Annotated in this window: 14 protein-coding genes and 1 pseudogene; 3 read left to right on the top strand and 12 right to left on the bottom strand. The window is 70.1% G+C overall.

Going from position 1 to position 20922, the window contains the following annotated elements; translation table 11 throughout:
• Positions 1–289: 289 nt before the first annotated feature.
• The 5 genes from prcA to arc all read right to left on the bottom strand — a co-directional run bounded on the left by prcA (position 290) and on the right by arc (position 6205).
• Entirely contained in the window at positions 290–1042 is a 753-nt protein-coding gene (prcA, locus tag ABZ386_RS21920; RefSeq protein WP_114251061.1) for a proteasome subunit alpha, read from the bottom strand.
• Between the two features lie 68 nt (positions 1043–1110).
• Entirely contained in the window at positions 1111–1956 is an 846-nt protein-coding gene (gene prcB / locus ABZ386_RS21915; RefSeq protein ID WP_351342726.1) for a proteasome subunit beta, read from the bottom strand.
• 339 nt (positions 1957–2295) lie between these two features.
• Positions 2296–2514: a ubiquitin-like protein Pup gene (locus tag ABZ386_RS21910; protein WP_030244016.1), complete on the bottom strand. Its 219-nt coding sequence runs from the start codon at positions 2512–2514 to the stop codon at positions 2296–2298.
• A gap of 178 nt (positions 2515–2692) precedes the next feature.
• Positions 2693–4204 carry a depupylase/deamidase Dop gene (dop, locus tag ABZ386_RS21905; protein WP_343236394.1) on the bottom strand — a complete coding sequence of 504 codons (1512 nt, stop codon included), beginning with the start codon at positions 4202–4204 and terminating at the stop codon, positions 2693–2695.
• A gap of 234 nt (positions 4205–4438) precedes the next feature.
• Complete coding sequence (arc, locus tag ABZ386_RS21900) at positions 4439–6205, bottom strand: proteasome ATPase (protein WP_114251065.1); 1767 nt, start codon at positions 6203–6205, stop codon at positions 4439–4441.
• A 245-nt stretch (positions 6206–6450) separates the two neighbouring features.
• Between arc and ABZ386_RS21895 the strand changes: the two genes are divergently transcribed.
• Entirely contained in the window at positions 6451–6756 is a 306-nt protein-coding gene (locus ABZ386_RS21895; protein WP_114251067.1) for a ferredoxin, read from the top strand.
• Between the two features lie 59 nt (positions 6757–6815).
• Here the strand turns inward: ABZ386_RS21895 and ABZ386_RS21890 are convergent, their stop codons facing one another.
• From ABZ386_RS21890 to ABZ386_RS21880, 3 genes are all read right to left on the bottom strand, one after another.
• Positions 6816–7394: a hypothetical protein gene (locus tag ABZ386_RS21890; RefSeq protein ID WP_351342730.1), complete on the bottom strand. Its 579-nt coding sequence runs from the start codon at positions 7392–7394 to the stop codon at positions 6816–6818.
• A 344-nt stretch (positions 7395–7738) separates the two neighbouring features.
• Positions 7739–8641, bottom strand: coding sequence for a tRNA (adenine-N1)-methyltransferase (locus tag ABZ386_RS21885; RefSeq protein WP_031114607.1), 903 nt, complete (start codon positions 8639–8641; stop codon positions 7739–7741).
• An 85-nt stretch (positions 8642–8726) separates the two neighbouring features.
• The gene (locus tag ABZ386_RS21880) at positions 8727–10337 is read right to left on the bottom strand and encodes a site-2 protease family protein (RefSeq protein ID WP_358965603.1); all 1611 of its coding nucleotides are present in this window, start codon (positions 10335–10337) and stop codon (positions 8727–8729) included.
• A gap of 590 nt (positions 10338–10927) precedes the next feature.
• On the opposite strand from ABZ386_RS21880, the pseudogene ABZ386_RS21875 reads away from it, so the two are divergent.
• Positions 10928–11967: pseudogene (locus ABZ386_RS21875) on the top strand (RecB family exonuclease).
• Positions 11968–11981: 14 nt separating this feature from the next.
• A complete protein-coding gene (locus ABZ386_RS21870; protein ID WP_030606450.1) occupies positions 11982–12653 on the top strand; it encodes a response regulator transcription factor in 672 nt (223 codons plus the stop codon).
• 128 nt (positions 12654–12781) lie between these two features.
• Here the strand turns inward: ABZ386_RS21870 and ABZ386_RS21865 are convergent, their stop codons facing one another.
• The 4 genes from ABZ386_RS21865 to metH all read right to left on the bottom strand — a co-directional run bounded on the left by ABZ386_RS21865 (position 12782) and on the right by metH (position 20874).
• Positions 12782–14365, bottom strand: coding sequence for an ABC transporter substrate-binding protein (locus ABZ386_RS21865; protein ID WP_351342735.1), 1584 nt, complete (start codon positions 14363–14365; stop codon positions 12782–12784).
• A 108-nt stretch (positions 14366–14473) separates the two neighbouring features.
• The gene (locus ABZ386_RS21860; protein WP_358965601.1) at positions 14474–16078 is read right to left on the bottom strand and encodes an ABC transporter substrate-binding protein; all 1605 of its coding nucleotides are present in this window, start codon (positions 16076–16078) and stop codon (positions 14474–14476) included.
• Between the two features lie 408 nt (positions 16079–16486).
• A complete protein-coding gene (locus ABZ386_RS21855) occupies positions 16487–17188 on the bottom strand; it encodes an HAD family phosphatase (RefSeq protein ID WP_351342739.1) in 702 nt (233 codons plus the stop codon).
• A gap of 170 nt (positions 17189–17358) precedes the next feature.
• Positions 17359–20874 (bottom strand): methionine synthase, encoded by a 3516-nt coding sequence (gene metH, locus ABZ386_RS21850; RefSeq protein WP_358965600.1) that lies wholly within the window; start codon positions 20872–20874, stop codon positions 17359–17361.
• Between the last annotated feature and the right edge of the window lie 48 nt (positions 20875–20922).

Below are 20922 nucleotides of genomic sequence, written 5' to 3'. Positions count from 1 at the left end.
TCTCGGCTTCGCTCGAGCAGGGGGGACCCCCACGCCCACCCGTGCCGCCCTTAGCGGCACGATTGCCCGCAGCTAGGGCCGCAGCGGTTGGCGCGTCAACGGGGGGCGAGTCGGTACACAACCCCATCGCGCCGTTCCGAGGACGGACACCCCCCGACGCGGCCCCGACCCACCACCCGGCGTCACGCGCTACGCCCACCCCCACGCCGCCGCACAGGCCGCCGCAGGCGCACGACGGCGCGCCCCGGCCAGAAGCAGCCGGGGCGCGGCAAGCGCAAGCGGTGGGTCGCTACTCGGCGTCCTCGGATCCCTCCGGCTCCGACTCCGCTCCCGGCTTCCCCCCGTCCTCGCCCAGCAGCCGCTCCAGCTGCCGCCCACTGATCCGCTTGAACTTCCGCTTCTGCGGTCGCGTCCGGTCCAGCACCGCCACCTCCAGCCGCTCCGCGGGAATCTCCCGCTCACTGCCGTTGGTGTCCCGGGACAGCGACTGCACCGCCAGCTTGAGCGCCTCGGCCAGCGTCATACCGTCCCGGTGGCGCTGGTCCAGATAGCTGCTGATCTGCTCCGCGTTGCCGCCCACCGCGACCGAGCCGTGCTCGTCCACGATGGAACCGTCGTGCGGCAGCCGGTAGATCTGGTCCCCCTCCGGGGTCTCACCGACCTCGGCGACGACCAGCTCCACCTCGTACGGCTTCTCCCCGACGCTGGAGAAGATCGTGCCCAGCGTCTGCGCGTACACGTTGGCCAGACCGCGGGCCGTCACATCGCCCCGGTCGTAGGTGTAGCCCCGCAGGTCGGCGTAGCGAACGCCGCCGATCCGCAGGTTCTCGTACTCGTTGTACTTGCCGGCGGCGGCGAAGCCGATCCGGTCGTAGATCTCGCTGAACTTGTGCAGCGCACGGGACGGGTTCTCGCCGACGAACACGATGCCGTCGGCGTACTGCAGCACGACCAGGCTGCGGCCACGGGCGATGCCCTTGCGGGCGTACTCCGCCTTGTCGGCCATCGCCTGCTGGGGTGAGACATAGAACGGCGTCGACACCGGTTATCCGTCCCTCTCTTGAAGATTCCGTCGGTTCACTGGACCACCCTCACAAGAACGCCCGCCGCCTACAGCAGCGCGGCCCGCGGACCGTCCGGCTGCTGGAGACGCCGCTCCAGGACGGAGCGCGCGATCTCGGACGACTCGTCCTCGGTGAGCCGGCGGAAGCCGTCCTCGGTGATCACGGTGACGATGGGATAGATCCGGCGGGCGACATCGGGACCACCGGTCGCCGAGTCGTCGTCTGCCGCGTCGTAGAGCGCCTGGACCACGAGCGTCGTGGCCTCGGCCTCGCTGAGGTCGTCCCGGAAGAGCTTCTTCATCGCGCCGCGCGCGAAGATCGACCCGGAGCCGGTGGCCGCGTAGCCCTGCTCCTCGGAACGCCCGCCCGTGACGTCGTAGGAGAAGATCCGGCCCTTTTCCCGGTCCACGTCGTACCCGGCGAAGAGCGGGACGACGGCCAGACCCTGCATGGCCATGGCCAGGTTGGAGCGGATCATCGTCGAGAGCCGGTTGGCCTTGCCCTCCAGGGACAGCTGCGCGCCCTCGACCTTCTCGAAGTGCTCCAGCTCCAGCTGGAACAGCTTCACCATCTCCACGGCCAAGCCCGCCGTACCGGCGATGCCCACCGCCGAGTACTCGTCGGCGGGGAAGACCTTCTCGATGTCCCGCTGCGCGATGACGTTGCCCATGGTGGCGCGCCGGTCACCGGCGAGGACCACGCCGCCCGGGAAGGTCACGGCCACGATCGTCGTGCCGTGCGGCGCCTCGATGGCGCCCTGGACGGGCGGCAACTTCTTGTTGCCCGGCAGCAGTTCGGGCTGGTAGTCGGAGAGGAAGTCCATGAAGGAGGAAGAGCCTGGCGTCAGGAAGGCAGCTGGTAGACGCCCGGTGCTACGAGTGTTGGCTTCCACGCGATTCCTTCCACGTATGCGACAGCCCGCCCTGTGATCGTCGGGCCGATCCTTGGAACAACACCCCGGTCCGGTTGCGACCGGGGGCTCTGTATGCCACGGACCCTACCCGTCCTTTGGCGGTGATCCACATGCCCGGCGGATCCAACTCCGCCGGAGCGACGCCGCTGTTGCCCGCCGCTCACGCCCGGCGGGCCGCCGGGCTTTCCGGACGTCACGGACGCCCGGAGCGCCGCACACGAAGGCATCACCTGTCGCTGCCCCGCGCGCAGCGCTCCGCGCTCCGCCCGTCCGTCACCCGTGCACCCCATTCACCTTCGGAATGAAGGCGCTAGGGCCTTACTGGCCGCCCTTTTGAACGAAGGACCGCACGAAGTCCTCGGCGTTCTCCTCAAGGACGTCGTCGATCTCGTCCAGGACCGAGTCCACGTCGTCGCTCAGCTTCTCCTGACGCTCCTTGAGGTCCTCGGAAGCCTGCGCCTCTGCCGCCTGCTCCTCGACCTCCTCGGTGGACCGGGTGGCCTTCTGCTGTCCGCCGCCGGTGTCCTTGGTCGCCATATCCCTCACCCCGCTCGGTTCGCCCGACACAGTTGCTCGGTCAAGATCAGACCCTACTCGCCGGGTCTGACAATGGCCCCGCAGTTGCTCCAACGTACGGGGACCACCTCGATGATTCCCGGACCAGGGATTTTCCACCCTGTCCGACGGGCCCGACCCGAGTACCCGCTGATCGCGTTCATCCTCCCGAAAGCACCCTGACCAGGTCTTCCGCCGTGCGGCAGCGGTCCAGGAGCTCCTTGACGTGATTACGCGTTCCGCGAAGCGGTTCCAGGGTTGGGACGCGCTGCAGCGAGTCCCGGCCCGGCAGGTCGAAGATCACCGAGTCCCAGGAGGCGGCCGCGACGTCATCGGCGTACTGCTCCAGGCAGCGGCCGCGGAAGTACGCGCGGGTGTCCTCCGGAGGCGCCGTACGGGCCCGCTCGACATCCGCCTCGTCCAGCAGCCGCTTCATGCGCCCGCGGGCCACCAGACGGTTGTACAGGCCCTTGTCGGGCCGTACGTCGGCGTACTGGAGGTCGACCAGGTGGAGCCGGGCCGCGTCCCAGTCCAGGTTGTCCCGGCGGCGGTAGCCCTCCATGAGCTCCCGCTTGGCGACCCAGTCCAGCTCGCCGGCCAGACTCATCGGGTCGTGCTCCAGACGGGTGAGGGTGTCCTCCCAGCGGGACAGGACGTCCTTGGTCTGCTCGTCGGCGTCGGCGCCGAACCGCTCCTCCACGTACTTGCGCGCCAGCTCGTAGTACTCCATCTGCAACTGCACCGCCGTGAGCGTCCGGCCGCTGCGGAGCGTGACCAGACGCTTCAGGGACGGGTCGTGCGAGACCTGGTGGAGGGTGCGGACGGGCTGGTCGACGGCCAGGTCGACGGCGATGAAGCCGTCCTCGATCATCGACAGGACCAGCGCGGTCGTACCCAGCTTCAGATAAGTCGAGATCTCCGACAGGTTCGCGTCGCCGATGATCACGTGCAGGCGCCGGTACTTCTCGGCGTCCGCGTGCGGCTCGTCGCGGGTGTTGATGATCGGGCGCTTGAGCGTCGTCTCCAGGCCGACCTCGACCTCGAAGTAGTCGGCGCGCTGGCTCAGCTGGAAGCCGTGCTCGTGCCCGTCCTGGCCGATGCCGACGCGGCCCGCTCCGGCGAAGACCTGGCGGGAGACGAAGAACGGCGTCAGGTGGCGCACGATGTCCGAGAAGGGGGTCTCCCGCTTCATCAGGTAGTTCTCGTGCGTGCCGTAGGACGCGCCCTTGTTGTCGGTGTTGTTCTTGTACAGGTGGATCGGCTGGGCACCGGGCAGCTGGGCGGCCCGTTCCGCGGCCTCCGCCATGATCCGCTCGCCGGCCTTGTCCCAGAGGACGGCGTCCCGGGGGTTGGTCACCTCGGGGGCGCTGTACTCGGGGTGCGCGTGGTCGACGTAGAGCCGTGCACCGTTGGTGAGGATCACGTTGGCCAGGCCGATGTCCTCGTCGGTGAGCTGGCTGGAGTCGGCGGCCTCACGGGCGAGGTCGAAGCCTCGCGCGTCCCGCAGCGGGTTCTCCTCCTCGAAGTCCCAGCGGGCCCGGCGGGCCCGGTGCATCGCCGCCGCGTAGGCGTTCACGATCTGGGACGAGGTGAGCATGGCATTGGCGTTGGGGTGGCCGGGGACGGAGATCCCGTACTCCGTCTCGATGCCCATTACTCGCCGTACGGTCATGCGGCCCTCCTTGCCCGGCGGCACCCTCGGTCGTGGGCGCCACTCAGATACCGCTGGCGCTCGGTTGCGTGTGCGGTGCCCGTCCCCGCACTGCGCGACTCGGCGGTACGCAAGAGCCTAGAACGCCTTTGCGCTGGTGGGGAGATCATTTGCGTCATTGCGTTGCTCCAGCCGTGGCCTGAAAAACAGTCGGCTGCGGGTACCCGCGACGGGCACCCGCAGCCGCCCTGCCTTTTACAGGTACTGACCGGTGTTCGCCACCGTGTCGATGGAGCGTCCGGTGTCCGCACCCTGCTTTCCGGTGATGAGCGTACGGATGTACACGATCCGCTCGCCCTTCTTTCCGGAGATACGGGCCCAGTCGTCCGGGTTGGTGGTGTTCGGCAGGTCCTCGTTCTCCTTGAACTCGTCCACGCAGGCCTGGAGGAGGTGGGAGACGCGGAGGCCCTTCTGGTTCTTCTCGAGGAAGTCCTTGATCGCCATCTTCTTGGCCCGGCCCACGATGTTCTCGATCATGGCGCCGGAATTGAAGTCCTTGAAGTACAGGACTTCCTTGTCACCATTGGCGTAGGTGACCTCCAGGAAGCGGTTCTCCTCGGATTCGGCGTACATGTGCTCGACGGCCGTCTGGATCATGTTCTGGACCGTGGCACCCTTGTCGCCGCCGTGCTCACCGAGGTCGTCGGCGTGCAGCGGGAGGCGCTCGGTCAGGTACTTGCCGAAGATGTCCTTGGCCGCCTCGGCGTCCGGACGCTCGATCTTGATCTTCACGTCCAGCCGGCCGGGCCGCAGGATGGCCGGGTCGATCATGTCCTCGCGGTTGGAGGCGCCGATCACGACCACGTTCTGCAGGCCCTCCACGCCGTCGATCTCGGCGAGCAGCTGCGGGACGATGGTGTTCTCCACGTCCGAGCTGACACCGGAGCCACGGGTGCGGAAGAGGGACTCCATCTCGTCGAAGAAGACGATGACGGGCGTGCCCTCGCTGGCCTTCTCACGGGCCCGCTGGAAGACGAGGCGGATCTGCCGCTCCGTCTCACCGACGTACTTGTTCAGCAGCTCGGGGCCCTTGATGTTCAGGAAGAAGCTCTTGCCGGCGGCCTGGCCGGTCACCTCGGCGACCTTCTTGGCCAGTGAATTGGCCACGGCCTTGGCGATCAGTGTCTTACCGCATCCAGGGGGTCCGTACAGCAGCACACCCTTGGGCGGCCGCAGTTCGTGCTCCTTGAACAGGTCCGGGTAGAGGTAGGGGAGCTCGACGGCGTCCCGGATGGCCTCGATCTGGCCGCCGAGACCACCGATCTGCTCGTAGCCGATGTCGGGGACCTCTTCGAGGACGAGCTCCTCGACCTCGCTCTTGGGGACGACCTCGTAGACGTATCCGGAGCGGGGCTCCAGGAGCAGGGCGTCGCCGGGGCGGATGGTGACGTCCAGCAGCGGCTCGGCGAGCCGTACCACCCGCTCCTCGTCGGTGTGCCCGAGCACCAAGGCCCGCTCGCCGTCCTCGAGGATCTCCTTGAGGGTGACGATGTCACCGACGCGCTCGAACTCCATGGCCTCGACCACGTTGAGCGCTTCGTTGAGCATCACTTCCTGGCCGCGCCTGAGCTCCTCGAGCTCGACGCTGGGGCTGACGTTCACCCTGAGCTTGCGGCCGCCGGTGAAGATGTCGGCGGTGCCGTCCTCGTTCGCCGTCAGGAAGACACCGAAGCCGGCCGGCGGCTGTGCGAGCCGGTCGACCTCCTCCTTGAGGGCCACGATCTGGTCACGGGCCTCACGGAGCGTGTTGGCGAGTCGCTCGTTCTGCGCGGACACGCCGGCCAGATTGGTCTGCAGCTCGACGATCCGCTCTTCGAGAATCCTCGTGTGTCGCGGAGAGTCGGCGAGCTTGCGTCGCAGGACGGCGATCTCCTGCTCAAGGTAGGCGATCTGCCCGGCCGGGTCATCGGACCCGCGTCCCGGGCGGATGCCGCGGTTCATGTCGTCGTCGTGGGCTGCCACGGTCCTCACCTCCTCCAAGGGGAGCTGGACGCTTCCAGACCCTACCTGGGCGGGTGTCGATTGAAACCCCTAGATCACAAAGACGGTCGGGGTGTGTCCGATCTTCACCCTTGCGCTCTCCCTCACGCCAGGGGAATACCCACCGAACCTGATTGGAACCCAGGCGGAGGTAGGGTCGAAGCGTTCAACACCCGTCAGAGCTGGCCGGATTCCCGATACGGCTCGGCGGAGAAACGGCAGGAGAGATGAGCGTGCAGCAGGAGGCCGGGGTCGACGGCGAGGCTCTGGAGGTCTGGATCGACCAGGACCTGTGTACCGGCGACGGCATCTGCGCCCAGTACGCGCCGGAGGTGTTCGAGCTGGACATCGACGGTCTGGCCTATGTGAAGAGCGCCGACGACGAGTTGCTCCAGGACAAGGGCGCGACAACGCCCGTACCGCTGCCGCTTCTCACGGACGTGATCGACTCCGCGAAGGAGTGTCCGGGCGAGTGCATCCACGTACGTCGGGTTTCGGACAGGACAGAGGTCTACGGACCGGACGCAGAGTGACTACTTCTCTACGCACTGTCACTACTGTCTGATATCTCACACGCGCTGGCGCACGCGCCTCACACGCTGCGGGCACCGGCCGGCGTCGAGCGGACGAACGCGCCGTTCTGCCAACGCCATTTCACGTCGCTCCGCACGTCGGGGCAGCAACGCGGCACGTCGGTCGACGAGTAGCCGAGGAGCGTGGCCGTGACGGCCCCGTCGCGCACGGCGAAGTCCGCGACGGTGGTGCCGTCCTTGGGGTCGAGCAGCGTGGCCACCACCCGTGGCTTGCCGCCGTCGCCGCCCCGGGTGAGGACGAACACGCCGTCCGGCGGGGTGCCCATCGGGGAGTCGCAGCGGACCACGGCCACCGTCTCGGGTACGCCGTCGCCGTCGAGATCCCCGGAGGCCTTCTTCCGCACCACGGCCTTCACCGGGCCGCACTCGATCGGGAAGTCCACCGCGGCCGGATCGGGCGCGGCCGCGTTCGCCGGAGCGCTTCTGGTCTCGGGGGCGGCCGGCTGAGCGGCCGTCGCGGCGCCGGGCTGGAGGACCGAGGAGAGGGCCACCACGCCGGCCACGGCCGTGGCGGTGGCGAGCCAGTGGATGGGGCGGGTGTGGGTGTGGGCGAGCTCCGGGACGGCGGAAGGCTGCACTAGGAGTGTCTCCTGAGGGCTGTGCCGGTGGGGTGGCCAAGATGGTGCCACACGTCACACGGCGAGGGAACGGCGGGGTGTGCGCGTCCCGTGCCGGGGAAGTCAGAGGGGTTACGGTTCCTGCCGCTGTGTCAGCAAGCCGGGGCCGGCGCGGGCCGCCGGCGGCGGGCGAGGCGGCTGCCGGTCGCCTCGGGCCAGGTCAACGGTGTCGCGCGCGGTTTCACCCCGGGCGGCAACGAGAAGGCGCCGTGGCGCAGTTCCGGTGCGGTGTCCGGGAACTGCGCCACGGCGCCTGTGCGTTGTGTGCGGTGAGGTCTGTGCCTCGTGTGCGGTGACGGGCCGTCTCAGCGGGCGGTGCCGCCGTCGGCGTTGGGGCCGGCGTAGTCCTCGCCGTAGGCGCCCTTGGCGGGGCGGCGGCGGCGCATGGGGGGCTCGACGCCGTCGGCGAGGCGGCGGGCGGTGAGCAGGAAGCCGGTGTGGCCGATCATCCGGTGGTCCGGGCGGACGGCGAGGCCCTCGATGTGCCAGTTGCGGATCATCGTCTCCCAGGAGGTCGGCTCGTTGAAGCAGCCGATCTCGCGGATGGACTCGACGGTCCGGGCGAGCTGGGTGGTGGTCGCGACGTAGCAGCAGAGGATGCCGCCGGGGACGAGCGCCTTGGAGACGGCCTCCAGGCACTCCCAGGGGGCGAGCATGTCGAGGATGACGCGGTCGACGTCGGTGTCCGACAGGTTGTCCTGGAGGTCGCCGACGGTGAGCTGCCAGGCGGGGTGCGGGCCGCCGAAGTAGCGCTCCACGTTCGCCTGGGCGATCTCGGCGAAGTCGGCGCGGCGCTCGTAGCTGTGGAGCATGCCCTGGTCGCCGATGGCGCGCAGCAGGAAGCTGCTGAGCGAGCCGGAGCCCACGCCGGCCTCCACGACGCGCGCGCCGGGGAAGATGTCGGCGAAGGCGAGGATCTGCCCCGCGTCCTTCGGGTAGACGACGGCTGCCCCTCGGGGCATGGACAGGACGTAGTCGGGGAGCAGGGGGCGCAGCGCGAGGTAGGCGACGTTCCCCGTGGTGCGGACAACGCTGCCCTCGGGAGCGCCGATCAGTTCGTCGTGCGGGAAGGAACCCTTGTGGGTGTGGAAGTTCTTCCCGGCCTCGAGCGTGAACGTGTAGTGGCGGCCCTTGGGGTCGGTCAGCTGTACCTGGTCCCCGACCTTGAAGGGCCCGCGCCTGCGGGCGGCACCGGTCGGTTCGGACATGTGACCAGCCTACCGGCACCGGAGGGGGCCGCCGACCACCAGGACGGGCACCGGGGCGGCCACCGGGACGGCCGGCGGCCGGCCGCTAGGACGGCCTGGCCATCGCCTTGACGAAGGCGCGCTCCACGTCGGCCGCCGACAGGACGCCGTAGATCTCGCCGGTCTCCTCCACGACCAGGTACTCGGTGGCCGGGGCGGCGCGCAGGGCGTCGAGGAGTTCCTCGCCGGACAGTTCCGCCGAGACGCGCATGCCGTCGGTGAGCTCCTGGGCGAGGCCGCTGACCGCGACCCAGGGGCGGCGGTGCTCCGGTACGCCGACGATGGCGGCCTCGCGGACGAGGGAGAGCGGTTTGCCGTCGGCGTCGACGACGACCAGGGCGCGGGCTCCGGCGGCGTTGGCCCGGCGCAGGGCCTCGGAGAGGGGGGTGTCGGTCTCGACGGGGACCGCGCGGCGGGTCAGCGTGCGGGCGCGCAGCTCGGGGAGGTGCTCGCGCAGGCGGGCCATGCGCAGGCTGTTGCCGGCGCCGGTCCAGATGATCGCGGCGAGGATGGCGGCGAGCAGGGCGTCCAGGACGGTGTCCATGCCGACGTTGTCGACGGCCTCGGCGCCGAGGGCGCCGGACTGGGTGAGCAGGGGCAGGCCGATCAGGACGGAGACGGCGAGGGCGCGGCCGACCCAGGCGGCGGCGATGGTGCCGGCCATCGGCTTGCCGGTGAGCTTCCAGACGACGGCGCGGAGCATGCGGCCGCCGTCCAGGGGCAGGCCGGGCAGGAGGTTGAACGCGGCCACGATGAGGTTGGAGATCATCAGGCCGGCGAGCAGGACGCCGGGGACGGTGCCGGGTTCCACGGTCTGCACGGCGGCGTAGAAGACGCCGGCCAGGACGAGGGAGAGCAGCGGGCCGACGAAGGCCAGCACGAACTCCCGGCCGGGGGTCTCGGCCTCCTTCTCGATCTCGGAGACGCCGCCGAAGAACTGGAGCTGGATGCGGCGGACCGGGAGCTTGAAGCGGAGGGCGGCGACCGTGTGGGCCAGTTCGTGGACCAGCACGGAGGCGTAGAAGGCCACGGCGAAGAAGAGCGAGACCAGGTAGCGGGCGGCGCCGAGCTCGGGCAGCACGCGCTCCAGCTGGCCGCCGAACACCCAGGTGATCAGGGCGGCGACCAGGAACCAGCTCGGCGCGACGTACACGGGCACCCCGAAGGGCCGCCCCATGAGCAGCCCGCCCCGGGGCTCGGGCCGCTGGGGGGCGGGGCCCTTGCCGTCGGCGGAGTGCGCGAGGGGCCGGTGGCCCGGGGTGTGGTCGTGTGCGGCCGGGGAGTCGGGGTGGTGCTCGGAGCCGCCGGAGACGGGCGCGGGGGCCGCGCGAGGAGGCTCCGCCTCGGGGCGGTCGGCGATGGGGGTGTGACGGGGGTCTGCCTCGGGGCGACCGGCTGCGGGTGCGGTGGTGTGACGGGGATCCGCTTCCGGCCTGCCTGCCGCGGGCGCGGTGGTGTCACGACGGTCTGCCTCGGGCCGGCCGACGGGCGCGGTGTGCGGGTCGCCGGCGTAGGCGCGGTCCGGGTGCGCGTCGCCTCCGGAACGCGCGTCGCCCTTTCCGTGGGCAGGGGCCGTGGCGGAGCCGTCGGTGGCGGGGCCGGTGGGCCCATCGCTGTCGGGAGCGCCGCTCCCCTCGGCCTCGCTGCGGGTCGGCACCGTGGACGGGCCATCGGCAGAGCCGCCAGGCCCTCCGCTCTCAGTGCCGCTCCCCTCGGCCTCGCCATGGGCGGGGACCGTAGAAGGACCACCGGTGGCAGAGCCGCCGGGCCCACCGCTCTCGCTGTCGGGCGTGCGGCCCCCGTCGGCCTCGCCGTGGGCCGGGGAAGGGTCATCGGCCGTGGGGACGGTGGAGTCCTGGTGTGCAGGCGGGGTCGGTCGGGGCGCCGGGGTGTCTGATGACGGGGCGTCGTCCCGCTGTTCGGGGGTGAAGCGCCGTTCCTCCGTGGGGCGTTCGTCGGCGGGGGTCGGGTCGGCGGCCCGGGCCGGAGGCCCTGCGTGGCGCTCGGCCGACTCCTCGTTGCCGGACCGCGGCTGCCCGCGCCCGCCGCTCTCGTCCACCGGTGTCCCCTCGTTCGAAGCGTCTCCCGTGCGTGCCGGACGGGAGGGTCTCGAGTCGATGGTATGCGTCCGCCGAGGTGCGTTCCGCCCCGGCACCCCTGTGTTTCCCGTACGTCGACCTCCCCTCCCGGCTTCCCCCACGGAACGCGCCTGGGTCACTGTCAGTGGCGGGCCGTATGGTCTGGGGCATGGAGACGAGCACCGAGGGCGCGGCGCAGCCCGAGACCAGCCCTGCCGCGGCGGTGGATCCGCCGGTCACGGCAGGGCCCGAGGCGACGGCAGGGGACACGGCCGTCCAGGCAGTGGCGGAGGCGGCGGCGGAGACGGCCGCCGTGAGCGACCTCGTGACGAGGCCCACCGCCATACCGCCCGCCTCGCTGTCCCCCTCGCGTGCCAGTGACTTCATGCAGTGCCCGTTGCTCTACCGCTTCCGGGTCATCGACCGGCTCCCGGAGAAGCCGAGCGAGGCGGCGACCAGGGGCACGCTGGTGCACGCGGTCCTGGAGCGCCTCTTCGACGCCCCGGCGGCCGAGCGCACGCCGCCCCGGGCGAAGTCGCTGATCCCGGGCCAGTGGGACCGGCTGCGCGAGACGCGGCCGGAGGTCGTGGAGCTGTTCGCCGACGATCCCGAGGGCGAGCGGCTGGCGCGCTGGCTGGGCGAGGCGGAGCAGCTCGTCGAGCGCTGGTTCACCCTGGAGGACCCCAGCCGTCTGGAGCCGGCCGAGCGGGAGCTGTTCGTCGAGGCCGAGCTGGAGTCCGGGCTGCGGTTGCGCGGGATCATCGACCGGGTCGACGTGGCTCCCACGGGTGAGGTCCGGATCGTCGACTACAAGACGGGGAAAGCGCCCCGGCCCGAGTACTCCGAGGGCGCTCTGTTCCAGATGAAGTTCTACGCCCTGGTCGTGTGGCGGCTGAAGAACGTGGTGCCGCGGCGGCTCCAGCTGGTCTACCTCGGCAGCGGTGAGGTGCTGACGTACGACCCGGTCCTCGCCGACCTGGAGCGGGTCGAGCGCAAGCTGCTGGCGCTGTGGGAGGCGATCCGGCTGGCGACCGAGACGGGCGACTGGCGGCCGCGCCCCACGAAGCTGTGCGGCTGGTGCGACCACCAGGCCCACTGCCCGGAGTTCGGCGGCACTCCCCCGCCGTACCCGCTGCCGCTGAAGGTGACCGACCGGTGAGGGTGGCTGAGTCCGGCGGGCCCGCGCAGGGCAGAATGGGGCCGGACTAGCGAAGGAGACTTACGTGGCCATCCGCGTCCTACTGGTCGACGACCAGCCCCTGCTCCGCACGGGCTTCCGGATGATCCTGGAGGCCGAGCAGGACCTCGCGGTCGTCGGCGAGGCCGGAGACGGCCTCCAGGCGCTCGACCAGGTGCGGGCCCTGCAGCCCGACGTGGTCCTGATGGACATCCGCATGCCGCGGATGGACGGTGTGGAGGCGACCCGGCAGATCACCGGCCCCGGGCGGGACGGCCCGGCGAAGGTGCTGGTGCTGACCACCTTCGACCTCGACGAGTACGTGGTGGAGGCCCTGCGGGCCGGGGCGAGCGGCTTCCTGCTGAAGGACGCGCCCGCCAACGAGCTGGTGCAGGCGATCCGCGTCGTGGCCGCGGGCGAGGCGATGCTCGCGCCGAGCATCACGCGCCGGCTGCTCGACAAGTACGCCACACACCTGCCCTCGGGCGACGAGCCGGTGCCGGACACGCTGCACACGCTCACCGACCGCGAGGTCGAGGTGCTGAAGCTGGTGGCGCGCGGGCTGTCCAACGCCGAGATCGCCGCGGACCTGTTCGTCAGCGAGACCACCGTCAAGACGCACGTCGGGCATGTGCTCACCAAGCTGGGCCTGCGCGACCGCGTGCAGGCCGCGGTGTACGCGTACGAGAGCGGGCTGGTGCGCCCCGGCGCGCAGTAGGGCCGTCCAGCGCGTAGTGGGCGCCCGGCGCACAGCAGGCCGCCCAGCACGCGACAAGCCGTCCAGCCCGCGACAACGAAGAGGGCGCCCCCTGTCGAGCAGGAGGCGCCCTTCTTCACACCCGTGCGTCAGGCGTCCTTGCTCAGCTCCCAGAAGCGGAACACGGTCGACGCGTCGAGGCAGTACTCCAGGCCGTAGACGCCGTCGCGGACGACCGCGTACTGCTTGGCCTGCCACACCGGCAGGACGGGCAGTTCGTCGGCGACGATGTCCTGCAGCTCCCCGAACTCCTTGTCGGTGGCGGCCCGGTTGGTCAGGGCCGCGGTGCGCGGGATGAGCGAGCCGGTGATGGTGCTGTTGTCGTAGTTGTTGTTCAGCACGTTGCCCTTGCCGAAGAAGGGGGCCGTGAAGTTGTCGGCGTCCGGGTAGTCCGGGACCCAGCCCTTGACGTAGACGCCGTACTTGCCGGCCGCTATGTCCTTCTCGTACTGGCCGAAGGGGACGGACTTGACGTCGGCGTCGAACAGGCCGCTGGCGTTGAGCTGGCCGGCGATGGCGTTCAGCTCCTGGTCGGTGGCGGGGCCGTAGCGGGACGGGGTCGACCAGAGGGTCAGCTTCACCTTGCCGGTGATGCCGTCCTCGCGCAGCGCGTCCGCCGCCTTGGCCTTCGAGGGCCGGGCGCCGTAGGTGTCGAAGAAGGCCGTGTTGTGGCCGGCGATGCCGGCCGGGATGATCGAGTACAGCGGGGTGGCCGTGCCCTGGTAGACGTCCCTGATGAGGGCCTCGCGGTCGAGCAGGTGGGCGATGGCCTTGCGGACGCCGAGCTTTCCGGCGACCGGGTCCTTCATGTTGAACACCAGGTGCTGGACCTCGGCGCTGCTGCCCTCGACGACCTCGACGCCGGTGCCGTTGTCGGCCTTCTCCGTGTCCGCGATGTCGCTCGCGGTCAGGCCGCGGTAGGCGATGTCGACTTCCTCGTTCTGGATCGCCTGCTTCAGGGCGGTCTGGTCGCCGTCGAAGAACTTGAGCGTCACGCCGGTGTTCTTCACCTCGGCGGTGCCCTTGTAGTTCTCGTTGACGGAGAAGACGGCCTGGTCCTTGTCGAACGAGTCGAGCTTGTAGGGGCCGGAGCCGACGGCCTGGCCGTCCTTGCGGAGCCCGTCCGCGTCGTACTCGCGGTGGTCGACGATGGACCCGGCGCCCGAGGCGATCTTGCTGGGGAAGGTGGCGTCGGCCGTGTTGAGCCGGAAGACGACCGTCTTCTCGTCCGGGGTCTCGACCTTCTGCAGTGTGGGGAACATGATCGCGGGCCCGTCCGGGTCGTTGATCTTCAGCATGCGGTCGAAGGAGAACTTGACGTCCTCGGAGGTGAGTTCGTCACCGTTGCTGAACTTGAGGCCGTCCTTCAGCGTGCACTTGTAGACCGTGGTCTGGGTGTCGGTGAAGGAGCAGCTCTCGGCGGCCTCGGGCTGCGGTTCCGTGGCGCCCTTGGGGAAGCTGAGCAGCGACTGGAAGACGTTGTTGAACAACAGCCAGGAGCCGGGGTCGTAGCCGGAGGCGGGATCCGTGGCCAGGACGTCGTCGGACATCCCCACCACCACGTTGGAGCCCTCCCCCGCGGAGTCTCCGGTCTCCGTGCCACAGCCGGTGAGCAGGCCGGAGGCGAGCCCCGCCACGATGGGCAGGACCGGCCACTGGTTGCGTATGTTCACGTGTGTGCCTTGTCGTCGGTTCTCGAGAACGCCCGGAGCATGTCCCCGGCTCCGGGGCACGGATCCCCGGGGGCCGCGGTCACAGGCCCCGGGGTTCCAGTGGGTCCGTCAGCCACTCACGCCCCGCCCGAGCTCCCAGAGCTGGAGCGTCGAGGAGGAGTTGAGGGCGTACGCGGTACCCGTGATGTCGTCGCGCGCGGCGACGTACTGCTTGCCCTGCCACAGCGGCAGCACCGGCACGTCACTGGCGACGATGTCCTGAATGTCCGTCAGGCTGGTGGAGGCGGACAACCGGTCCGCCTCTTGGCGCGACTCGGGGATCAGGGTGTTGCGGATGCGGCTGTTGTCGTACGGCGAGCCGAGGGTGTTGTCCGCGTCGAGGAAGGGCGCGAGGAAGTTGTCCGCGTCCGGGAAGTCCGGGAACCAGCCCATGCCGTAGACGTCGTACTCGCCCTTCTTCTCGGCCGGGCGGAAGGTGTCCCACGGCGTGCCCTTGATGCCGACGTCGAACAGGCCGGTGGAGTTCAGCTGGTCGCGCAGGACCTCGAACTCCTTCTTGGTGGCCGGGCCGTAGTGGTCGGTGGTGTAGTGCAGCGTCAGCTTCACCGGGGTGGTGATGTTCGCCTGGTTGAGCAGGGCGCGGGCCTTGGTGACGTTCGGGTCGCCGTACTTGTTGAAGAACGAGTTGGAGTGGCCGGTGATGCTGGCCGGGACCAGCGAGTACAGCGGCTCGGCCTGGGAGCCGTAGACCTTGGAGACCAGCGCGCTGCGGTTGACGACCTGGGCCATCGCCTGGCGCACGGCCTTGGACTTGACGGTCGGGGCGTCGGTGTTGAAGCCCAGGTAGCGGATCTCCAGGCCGGGCATCTCGACGAGGTCGATGTCGGTGTCGGCGTCACCGGAGAGCTTGCGGATCTGGTCGGGCGACATGGTGCGGGTCATCAGGTCGATGTCGCCCTTCCGCAGCGCCTCGCCCATGGCGTCGGCGTCCTTGAAGGAGACCATGTCGACCTTGTCGTTGTTCACCTTCAGGCTCCCCTTGTAGTCGGGGTTGCGGGTGAACTCGGCCTTGACCATCGCGCCGTTCTCGACGTCGGCCTTGAGGGTGTACGGGCCGGAGCCCTCCAGGTCGAAGCCGTCGCGCAGCTTGTCCTTCGGGTAGTCGTCGGGGTCGACGATGCCGGCGACCGGGGTCGACAGCTTGTACGGGAAGGTCGCGTCGGCCGTCTTGAGGTGGAAGATGACCTCGCGGTCGCCCTGCGTCTCGACGGTGTCGATGGTGGACAGCAGGGCGAACACACCGCTGTCGGCCTTGAGGGAACGGGCGCGGTCGATGGAGTACTTGACGTCGGCCGCGGTGACGGGGTCGCCGTTGGCGAACTTCAGTCCGTCGCGCAGGGTGCAGGCGTAGCGCTCGTTGCCGGTGTCGGTGAAGCCGCACCGCTCGGCGGCCTCCGGTACCGGCTCGCCCTCGCCGCGCGGCTGGATCATCAGGGTCTGCACGGTCTGGCGCAGGATGTTCCAGGTGCCGACGTCGTAGGCGTACGCCGGGTCGAGGGGCGCGGGGGCGTCCTTCGAGGCGGTGAACCGGTCCGTGGTGCCGACGACGATCGCGCCGCTGTCGCTGCTCCCGCTGTCGGACCCGCCGCAGGCGGCGAGCACCGGCGCGAGCAGACCGATCACGGCCGGCAGCACCAAAGTCTTGCGGTTCATGCTCGAGTTTCTCCAGAGCTGTCTACTCCGTGTACCCGGCATGCAGGGGTGGCGCAGCGGATCACGGGGGTGGGGCGATGTTCTCGCGACGAGATTAGTCCGGACCGGCAGGAGGGTTCGCCGTCACCGGAGTTGAGGGGCCATCACGCTGCGGAACCGGGCGTGGACACACCGAAAAGCGGATGGCGGAAGCTTTGGTGCACCGATCCATCAATCGGGACACAAGGGCACGCCGACGGCCCCCCGGAGGGGGTGCGCGGCACACGCCGGATCCGCTGTCGACCCCGGATCGCGTGGGGAACGTCACACCCGTAAACGGGTTCGGACGCACGGGAATTCGGTCATCCGGAGAGGTTCGAATTCATCTCCGGAATTACCGCCTAACACCGCTGCACGCTGGGTGAACAGCTAGCGCATTTCCGTCATCAGCCCGTGCAGAAATGTCAGGTCGACCTCTTCCAGGGAGCTGACGACCGTCCGCCTCAGGGCCGGGGCGATGGGGGCCACGGAGGGCACCGCCACGACCCGGCAGCCCGCGGCCTCGGCCGCCGCGACGCCGGTCGCGGTGTCCTCGATGACGGCGCAGCGGGCCGGGTCCACGCCGAGTCCGACGGCGGCCGCCAGGTACGGGTCGGGGTGGGGCTTGGTGCGCGGCACCTCGTCACCGGCCACGGTCAGGCTGAAGTGGTGCGCGCCGAGCGAGGCCAGCACCCGGTCGATGATGCGCCGGTGCGAGGCGGAGACGAGGGCCGTGGGGACCTCGTACTCGTACAGCTCGGCCAGCAGCCGCCCGGCGCCGGGCATCAGCGGCAGGCCGCCGTCGATGCGGTCCTCGAAGCCGTTGTTCAGCAGGACCGTGAGTTCGTCGAGGGTGATGTCGGCGCCGGTGGCCTCGATCAGGAACCCCGCGCTGCGGGTCATGGGGCCGCCGACCACGACGTGGCGCCAGGACTCGTCGAGCGTGTGGCCGAGGGAGGCGAAGACCTCGGCCTCGACGTCCCACCAGAAGCCCTCCGTGTCCACCAGGGTGCCGTCCATGTCGAGGAGCACGGCTTGGAGGGCCGACCCTTCGGCCGTCCGGGTACCGAGCGCGGGGACCGTACTGGTCATCCACCTACCTCCTTGAGGGACGATCAGGCCGGTTCCCACATGGGAACCGGCCTGCAGTGGACCGACCAGTCTACGACGTGCGCGGCGGAAGTGCCTCGTTTGGTCCGTGTGCCCCGGGGCACACGGACCGCACGCCGGGGGCCGGTGCGGGGTGTGCCCGGTGGGGCGGCTCAGCGGGCGTTGAAGTACTTGGCCTCCGGGTGGTGGATCACGATGGCGTCCGTGGACTGCTCGGGGTGCAGCTGGAACTCCTCCGAGAGGTGGACGCCGATGCGCTCCGGCTGGAGCAGGTCGGCGATCTTGGCCCGGTCCTCCAGGTTGGGACAGGCGCCGTAGCCGAGGCTGAAGCGGGCGCCCCGGTACTTCAGCTCGAACATGCCCTGCATCTCGTCCGGGTCCTCGCCGGCGAAGCCCAGTTCGGAACGCACGCGCGCGTGCCAGTACTCGGCGAGCGCCTCCGCCAACTGCACGGACAGGCCGTGCAGTTCCAGGTAGTCCCGGTAGGCGTTGGCCTCGAAGAGCCGCGCGGTCTCCTCGCCGATGCGCGAGCCGACGGTGACGACCTGGAGGCCCACGACGTCCGTCTCGCCGGAGTCCTCCGGGCGGAAGAAGTCGGCCAGGCACAGGCGGCGGCCCCGGCGCTGGCGCGGGAAGGTGAAGCGGGTGCGCTCGTTGCCCTGCTCGTCGAGGAGGATCAGGTCGTCGTCCTTGGAGACGCACGGGAAGTAGCCGTAGACCACGGCCGCCTCCAGCAGGTTCTCCGTCTGCAGCCGGTCCAGCAGCCCGCGCAGCCGGGGCCGGCCCTCCGTCTCGACCAGTTCCTCGTACGAGGGGCCCTCGCCGGTGCGGGCCTGCTTCAGACCCCACTGGCCCTTGAACAGGGCGCCCTCGTCGAGCCAGCTCGCGTACTCCTTGAGCTGGACGCCCTTGATCACGCGGGTGCCCCAGAAGGGCGGCTCGGGGACCGGGTTGTCGGTGGCGACGTCGGAGCGGACGTGCCCCTCCTCGGGGCGCTCCTCCACGGCGGCCTGGGCGGCGGCCCTGACCCGGCGCTGCTTCAGCTCGGGCAGCTTCGCGCCGGGCACGCCCCGCTTGACGCCGATCAGGGCGTCCATCAGGCGCAGGCCCTCGAAGGCGTCGCGGGCGTAGCGGACCTCGCCCTCGTACAGCTCGTGCAGGTCCTGCTCGACGTAGGCGCGGGTGAGGGCGGCGCCGCCGAGGATGACCGGGTACTTCGCCGCCAGGTCGCGCTGGTTCAGCTCCTCCAGGTTCTCCTTCATGATCACGGTGGACTTGACCAGGAGACCGGACATGCCGATGACGTCGGCCTTGTGCTCCTCGGCGGCGTCCAGGATCGCGGAGACCGGCTGCTTGATGCCGAGGTTGACGACGTTGTAGCCGTTGTTGGTCAGGATGATGTCGACGAGGTTCTTGCCGATGTCGTGCACGTCGCCACGCACGGTGGCGAGCACGATGGTGCCCTTGCCCCCCTCGTCGGTCTTCTCCATGTGCGGTTCGAGGTGGGCGACGGCCGCCTTCATCACCTCGGCCGACTGCAGGACGAACGGCAGCTGCATCTGGCCGGAGCCGAACAGCTCGCCGACGACCTTCATGCCCTCCAGCAGGGTCTCGTTGACGATGTCGAGCGCGGGCCGCTCCTGGAGGGCCTCGTCGAGGTCGGCTTCCAGGCCGTTGCGCTCGCCGTCGATGATGCGGCGCTTGAGGCGCTCGTCCAGCGGCAGGGCGGCCAGCTCCTCGGCCTTGCCGGCCTTGAGGGACTTGGCGGTGGCGCCCTCGAAGAGCTGCATGAGCTTCTGCAGCGGGTCGTAGCCCTCGGCGCGGCGGTCGTAGATGAGGTCCAGGGCGGTCTGGACCTCCTCCTCGCTGAAGCGGGCGATCGGCAGGATCTTCGAGGCGTGCACGATCGCCGAGTCCAGGCCCGCCTTGACGCACTCGTCGAGGAAGACCGAGTTCAGCAGGATGCGGGCGGCCGGGTTGAGGCCGAAGGAGATGTTGGACAGGCCGAGGGTGGTCTGCACCTTCGGGTGGCGCCGCTTCAGCTCGCGGATGCCCTCGATGGTGGCGATGCCGTCCTTGCGGGACTCCTCCTGGCCGGTGCAGATGGTGAAGGTGAGGCAGTCGACGAGGATGTCCTCCTCGTGGATGCCCCAGTTGCCGGTGAGGTCGTCGATGAGCCGTTCGGCGATCTCGACCTTCTTCTCGACGGTGCGGGCCTGGCCCTCCTCGTCGATGGTGAGCGCGATGAGGGCGGCGCCGTGCTCCTTGGCGAGCTGGGTGACCTTGGCGAAGCGGGACTCGGGGCCGTCGCCGTCCTCGTAGTTCACCGAGTTGATCACCGCGCGGCCGCCGAGCTTCTCGAGGCCGGCCCGGATGACGTCGACCTCGGTGGAGTCCAGCACGATCGGCAGGGTGGAGGCGGTGGCGAAGCGGCCGGCCAGTTCCTCCATGTCGGCGACGCCGTCGCGGCCGACGTAGTCCACGCACAGGTCGAGCATGTGCGCGCCCTCGCGGATCTGCTCGCGGGCCATCTCCACGCAGTCGTCCCAGCGGCCGTCCAGCATGGCCTCGCGGAACTTCTTCGAGCCGTTGGCGTTGGTGCGCTCGCCGATGGCCAGGTAGGAGGTGTCCTGCCGGAACGGCACGCTCTGGTAGAGGGAGGCGGCGCCCGGCTCGGGCTGCGGGGAGCGCTCGCCCGGGCTGACGTTCCGGACGCGCTCGACGAGCTGGCGCAGGTGCTCGGGGGTGGTGCCGCAGCAGCCGCCGACCAGGGACAGGCCGTAGTCCTGGACGAAGTTCTGCTGGGCGTCGGCCAGGCCCTCGGGGTCGAGCGGGAAGTGTGCGCCGTCCTTGGTGAGGATCGGCAGGCCGGCGTTGGGCATGCACAGCAGCGGGATGCGCGAGTGGCGCGTGAGGTAGCGCAGGTGCTCGCTCATCTCGGCCGGGCCGGTGGAGCAGTTCAGGCCGATCATGTCGATGCCGAGGGGCTCCAGCGCGGTCAGGGCCGCGCCGATCTCGGAGCCGAGCAGCATGGTGCCGGTGGTCTCGAAGGCCATCGAGCAGAGCAGGGGCACCTCGACGCCGGTGGCCTCCATGGCCCGGCGGGCGCCCAGGACGGAGGCCTTGGTCTGCAGGAGGTCCTGCGTGGTCTCCACGATCAGCGCGTCGGCGCCGCCGGCGAGCAGCCCCTCGGCATTGGCCTGGTAGCCGTCGCGGATCGTGCCGTAGGTGATGTGGCCGAGCGTGGGCAGCTTGGTGCCGGGGCCGACCGAGCCCAGGACCCAGCGGGGGCGTCCGTCGCCGGCGGCGTACTCGTCGGCCACCTCGCGGGCGATGCGGGCGCCAGCCTCGGACAGCTCGTGGATCCGGTCGGCGATCTCGTACTCGGCCATGGCCGAGTGGTTGGCGCCGAAGGTGTTGGTCTCGACGCAGTCGACGCCGACGGCGAAGTACGCGTCGTGGACGGAGCGGACGATGTCCGGGCGGGTCACGTTGAGGATCTCGTTGCAGCCCTCGAGATTCTCGAAGTCCTCCAGCGTGGGGTCCTGCGCCTGGAGCATGGTGCCCATGGCTCCGTCGGCCACGACCACACGGGTGGCCAGCGCCTCTCGGAGGGCGGACACGCGGGTCCGGCTGTCTGTGGAAGGGGTCGGCGGCAACGAGGCCATGAAAAGGGCTCCCTCGGATGCGACGGCTGTCGGCTATGCGGCTTCCCG

The sequence above is a fragment of the Streptomyces sp. NPDC006140 genome (assembly GCF_040628815.1).
In the GTDB taxonomy this organism is placed as follows: domain Bacteria; phylum Actinomycetota; class Actinomycetes; order Streptomycetales; family Streptomycetaceae; genus Streptomyces.
This window is presented reverse-complemented; position numbering and strand designations above follow the sequence as displayed.

Bases quoted from the DNA above. Each gene is read 5' to 3' on its own strand.
- ABZ386_RS21860 (WP_358965601.1), bottom strand. From the start codon at position 16,078: ATGAACCGCAAGACTTTGGTGCTGCCGGCCGTGATCGGTCTGCTCGCG.
- ABZ386_RS21855 (WP_351342739.1), bottom strand. From the start codon at position 17,188: ATGACCAGTACGGTCCCCGCGCTCGGTACCCGGACGGCCGAAGGGTCG.
- ABZ386_RS21885 (WP_031114607.1), bottom strand. From the start codon at position 8,641: ATGTCCGAACCGACCGGTGCCGCCCGCAGGCGCGGGCCCTTCAAGGTC.
- ABZ386_RS21910 (WP_030244016.1), bottom strand. From the start codon at position 2,514: ATGGCGACCAAGGACACCGGCGGCGGACAGCAGAAGGCCACCCGGTCC.
- ABZ386_RS21895 (WP_114251067.1), top strand. From the start codon at position 6,451: ATGAGCGTGCAGCAGGAGGCCGGGGTCGACGGCGAGGCTCTGGAGGTC.
- metH (WP_358965600.1), bottom strand. From the start codon at position 20,874: ATGGCCTCGTTGCCGCCGACCCCTTCCACAGACAGCCGGACCCGCGTG.
- dop (WP_343236394.1), bottom strand. From the start codon at position 4,204: ATGACCGTACGGCGAGTAATGGGCATCGAGACGGAGTACGGGATCTCC.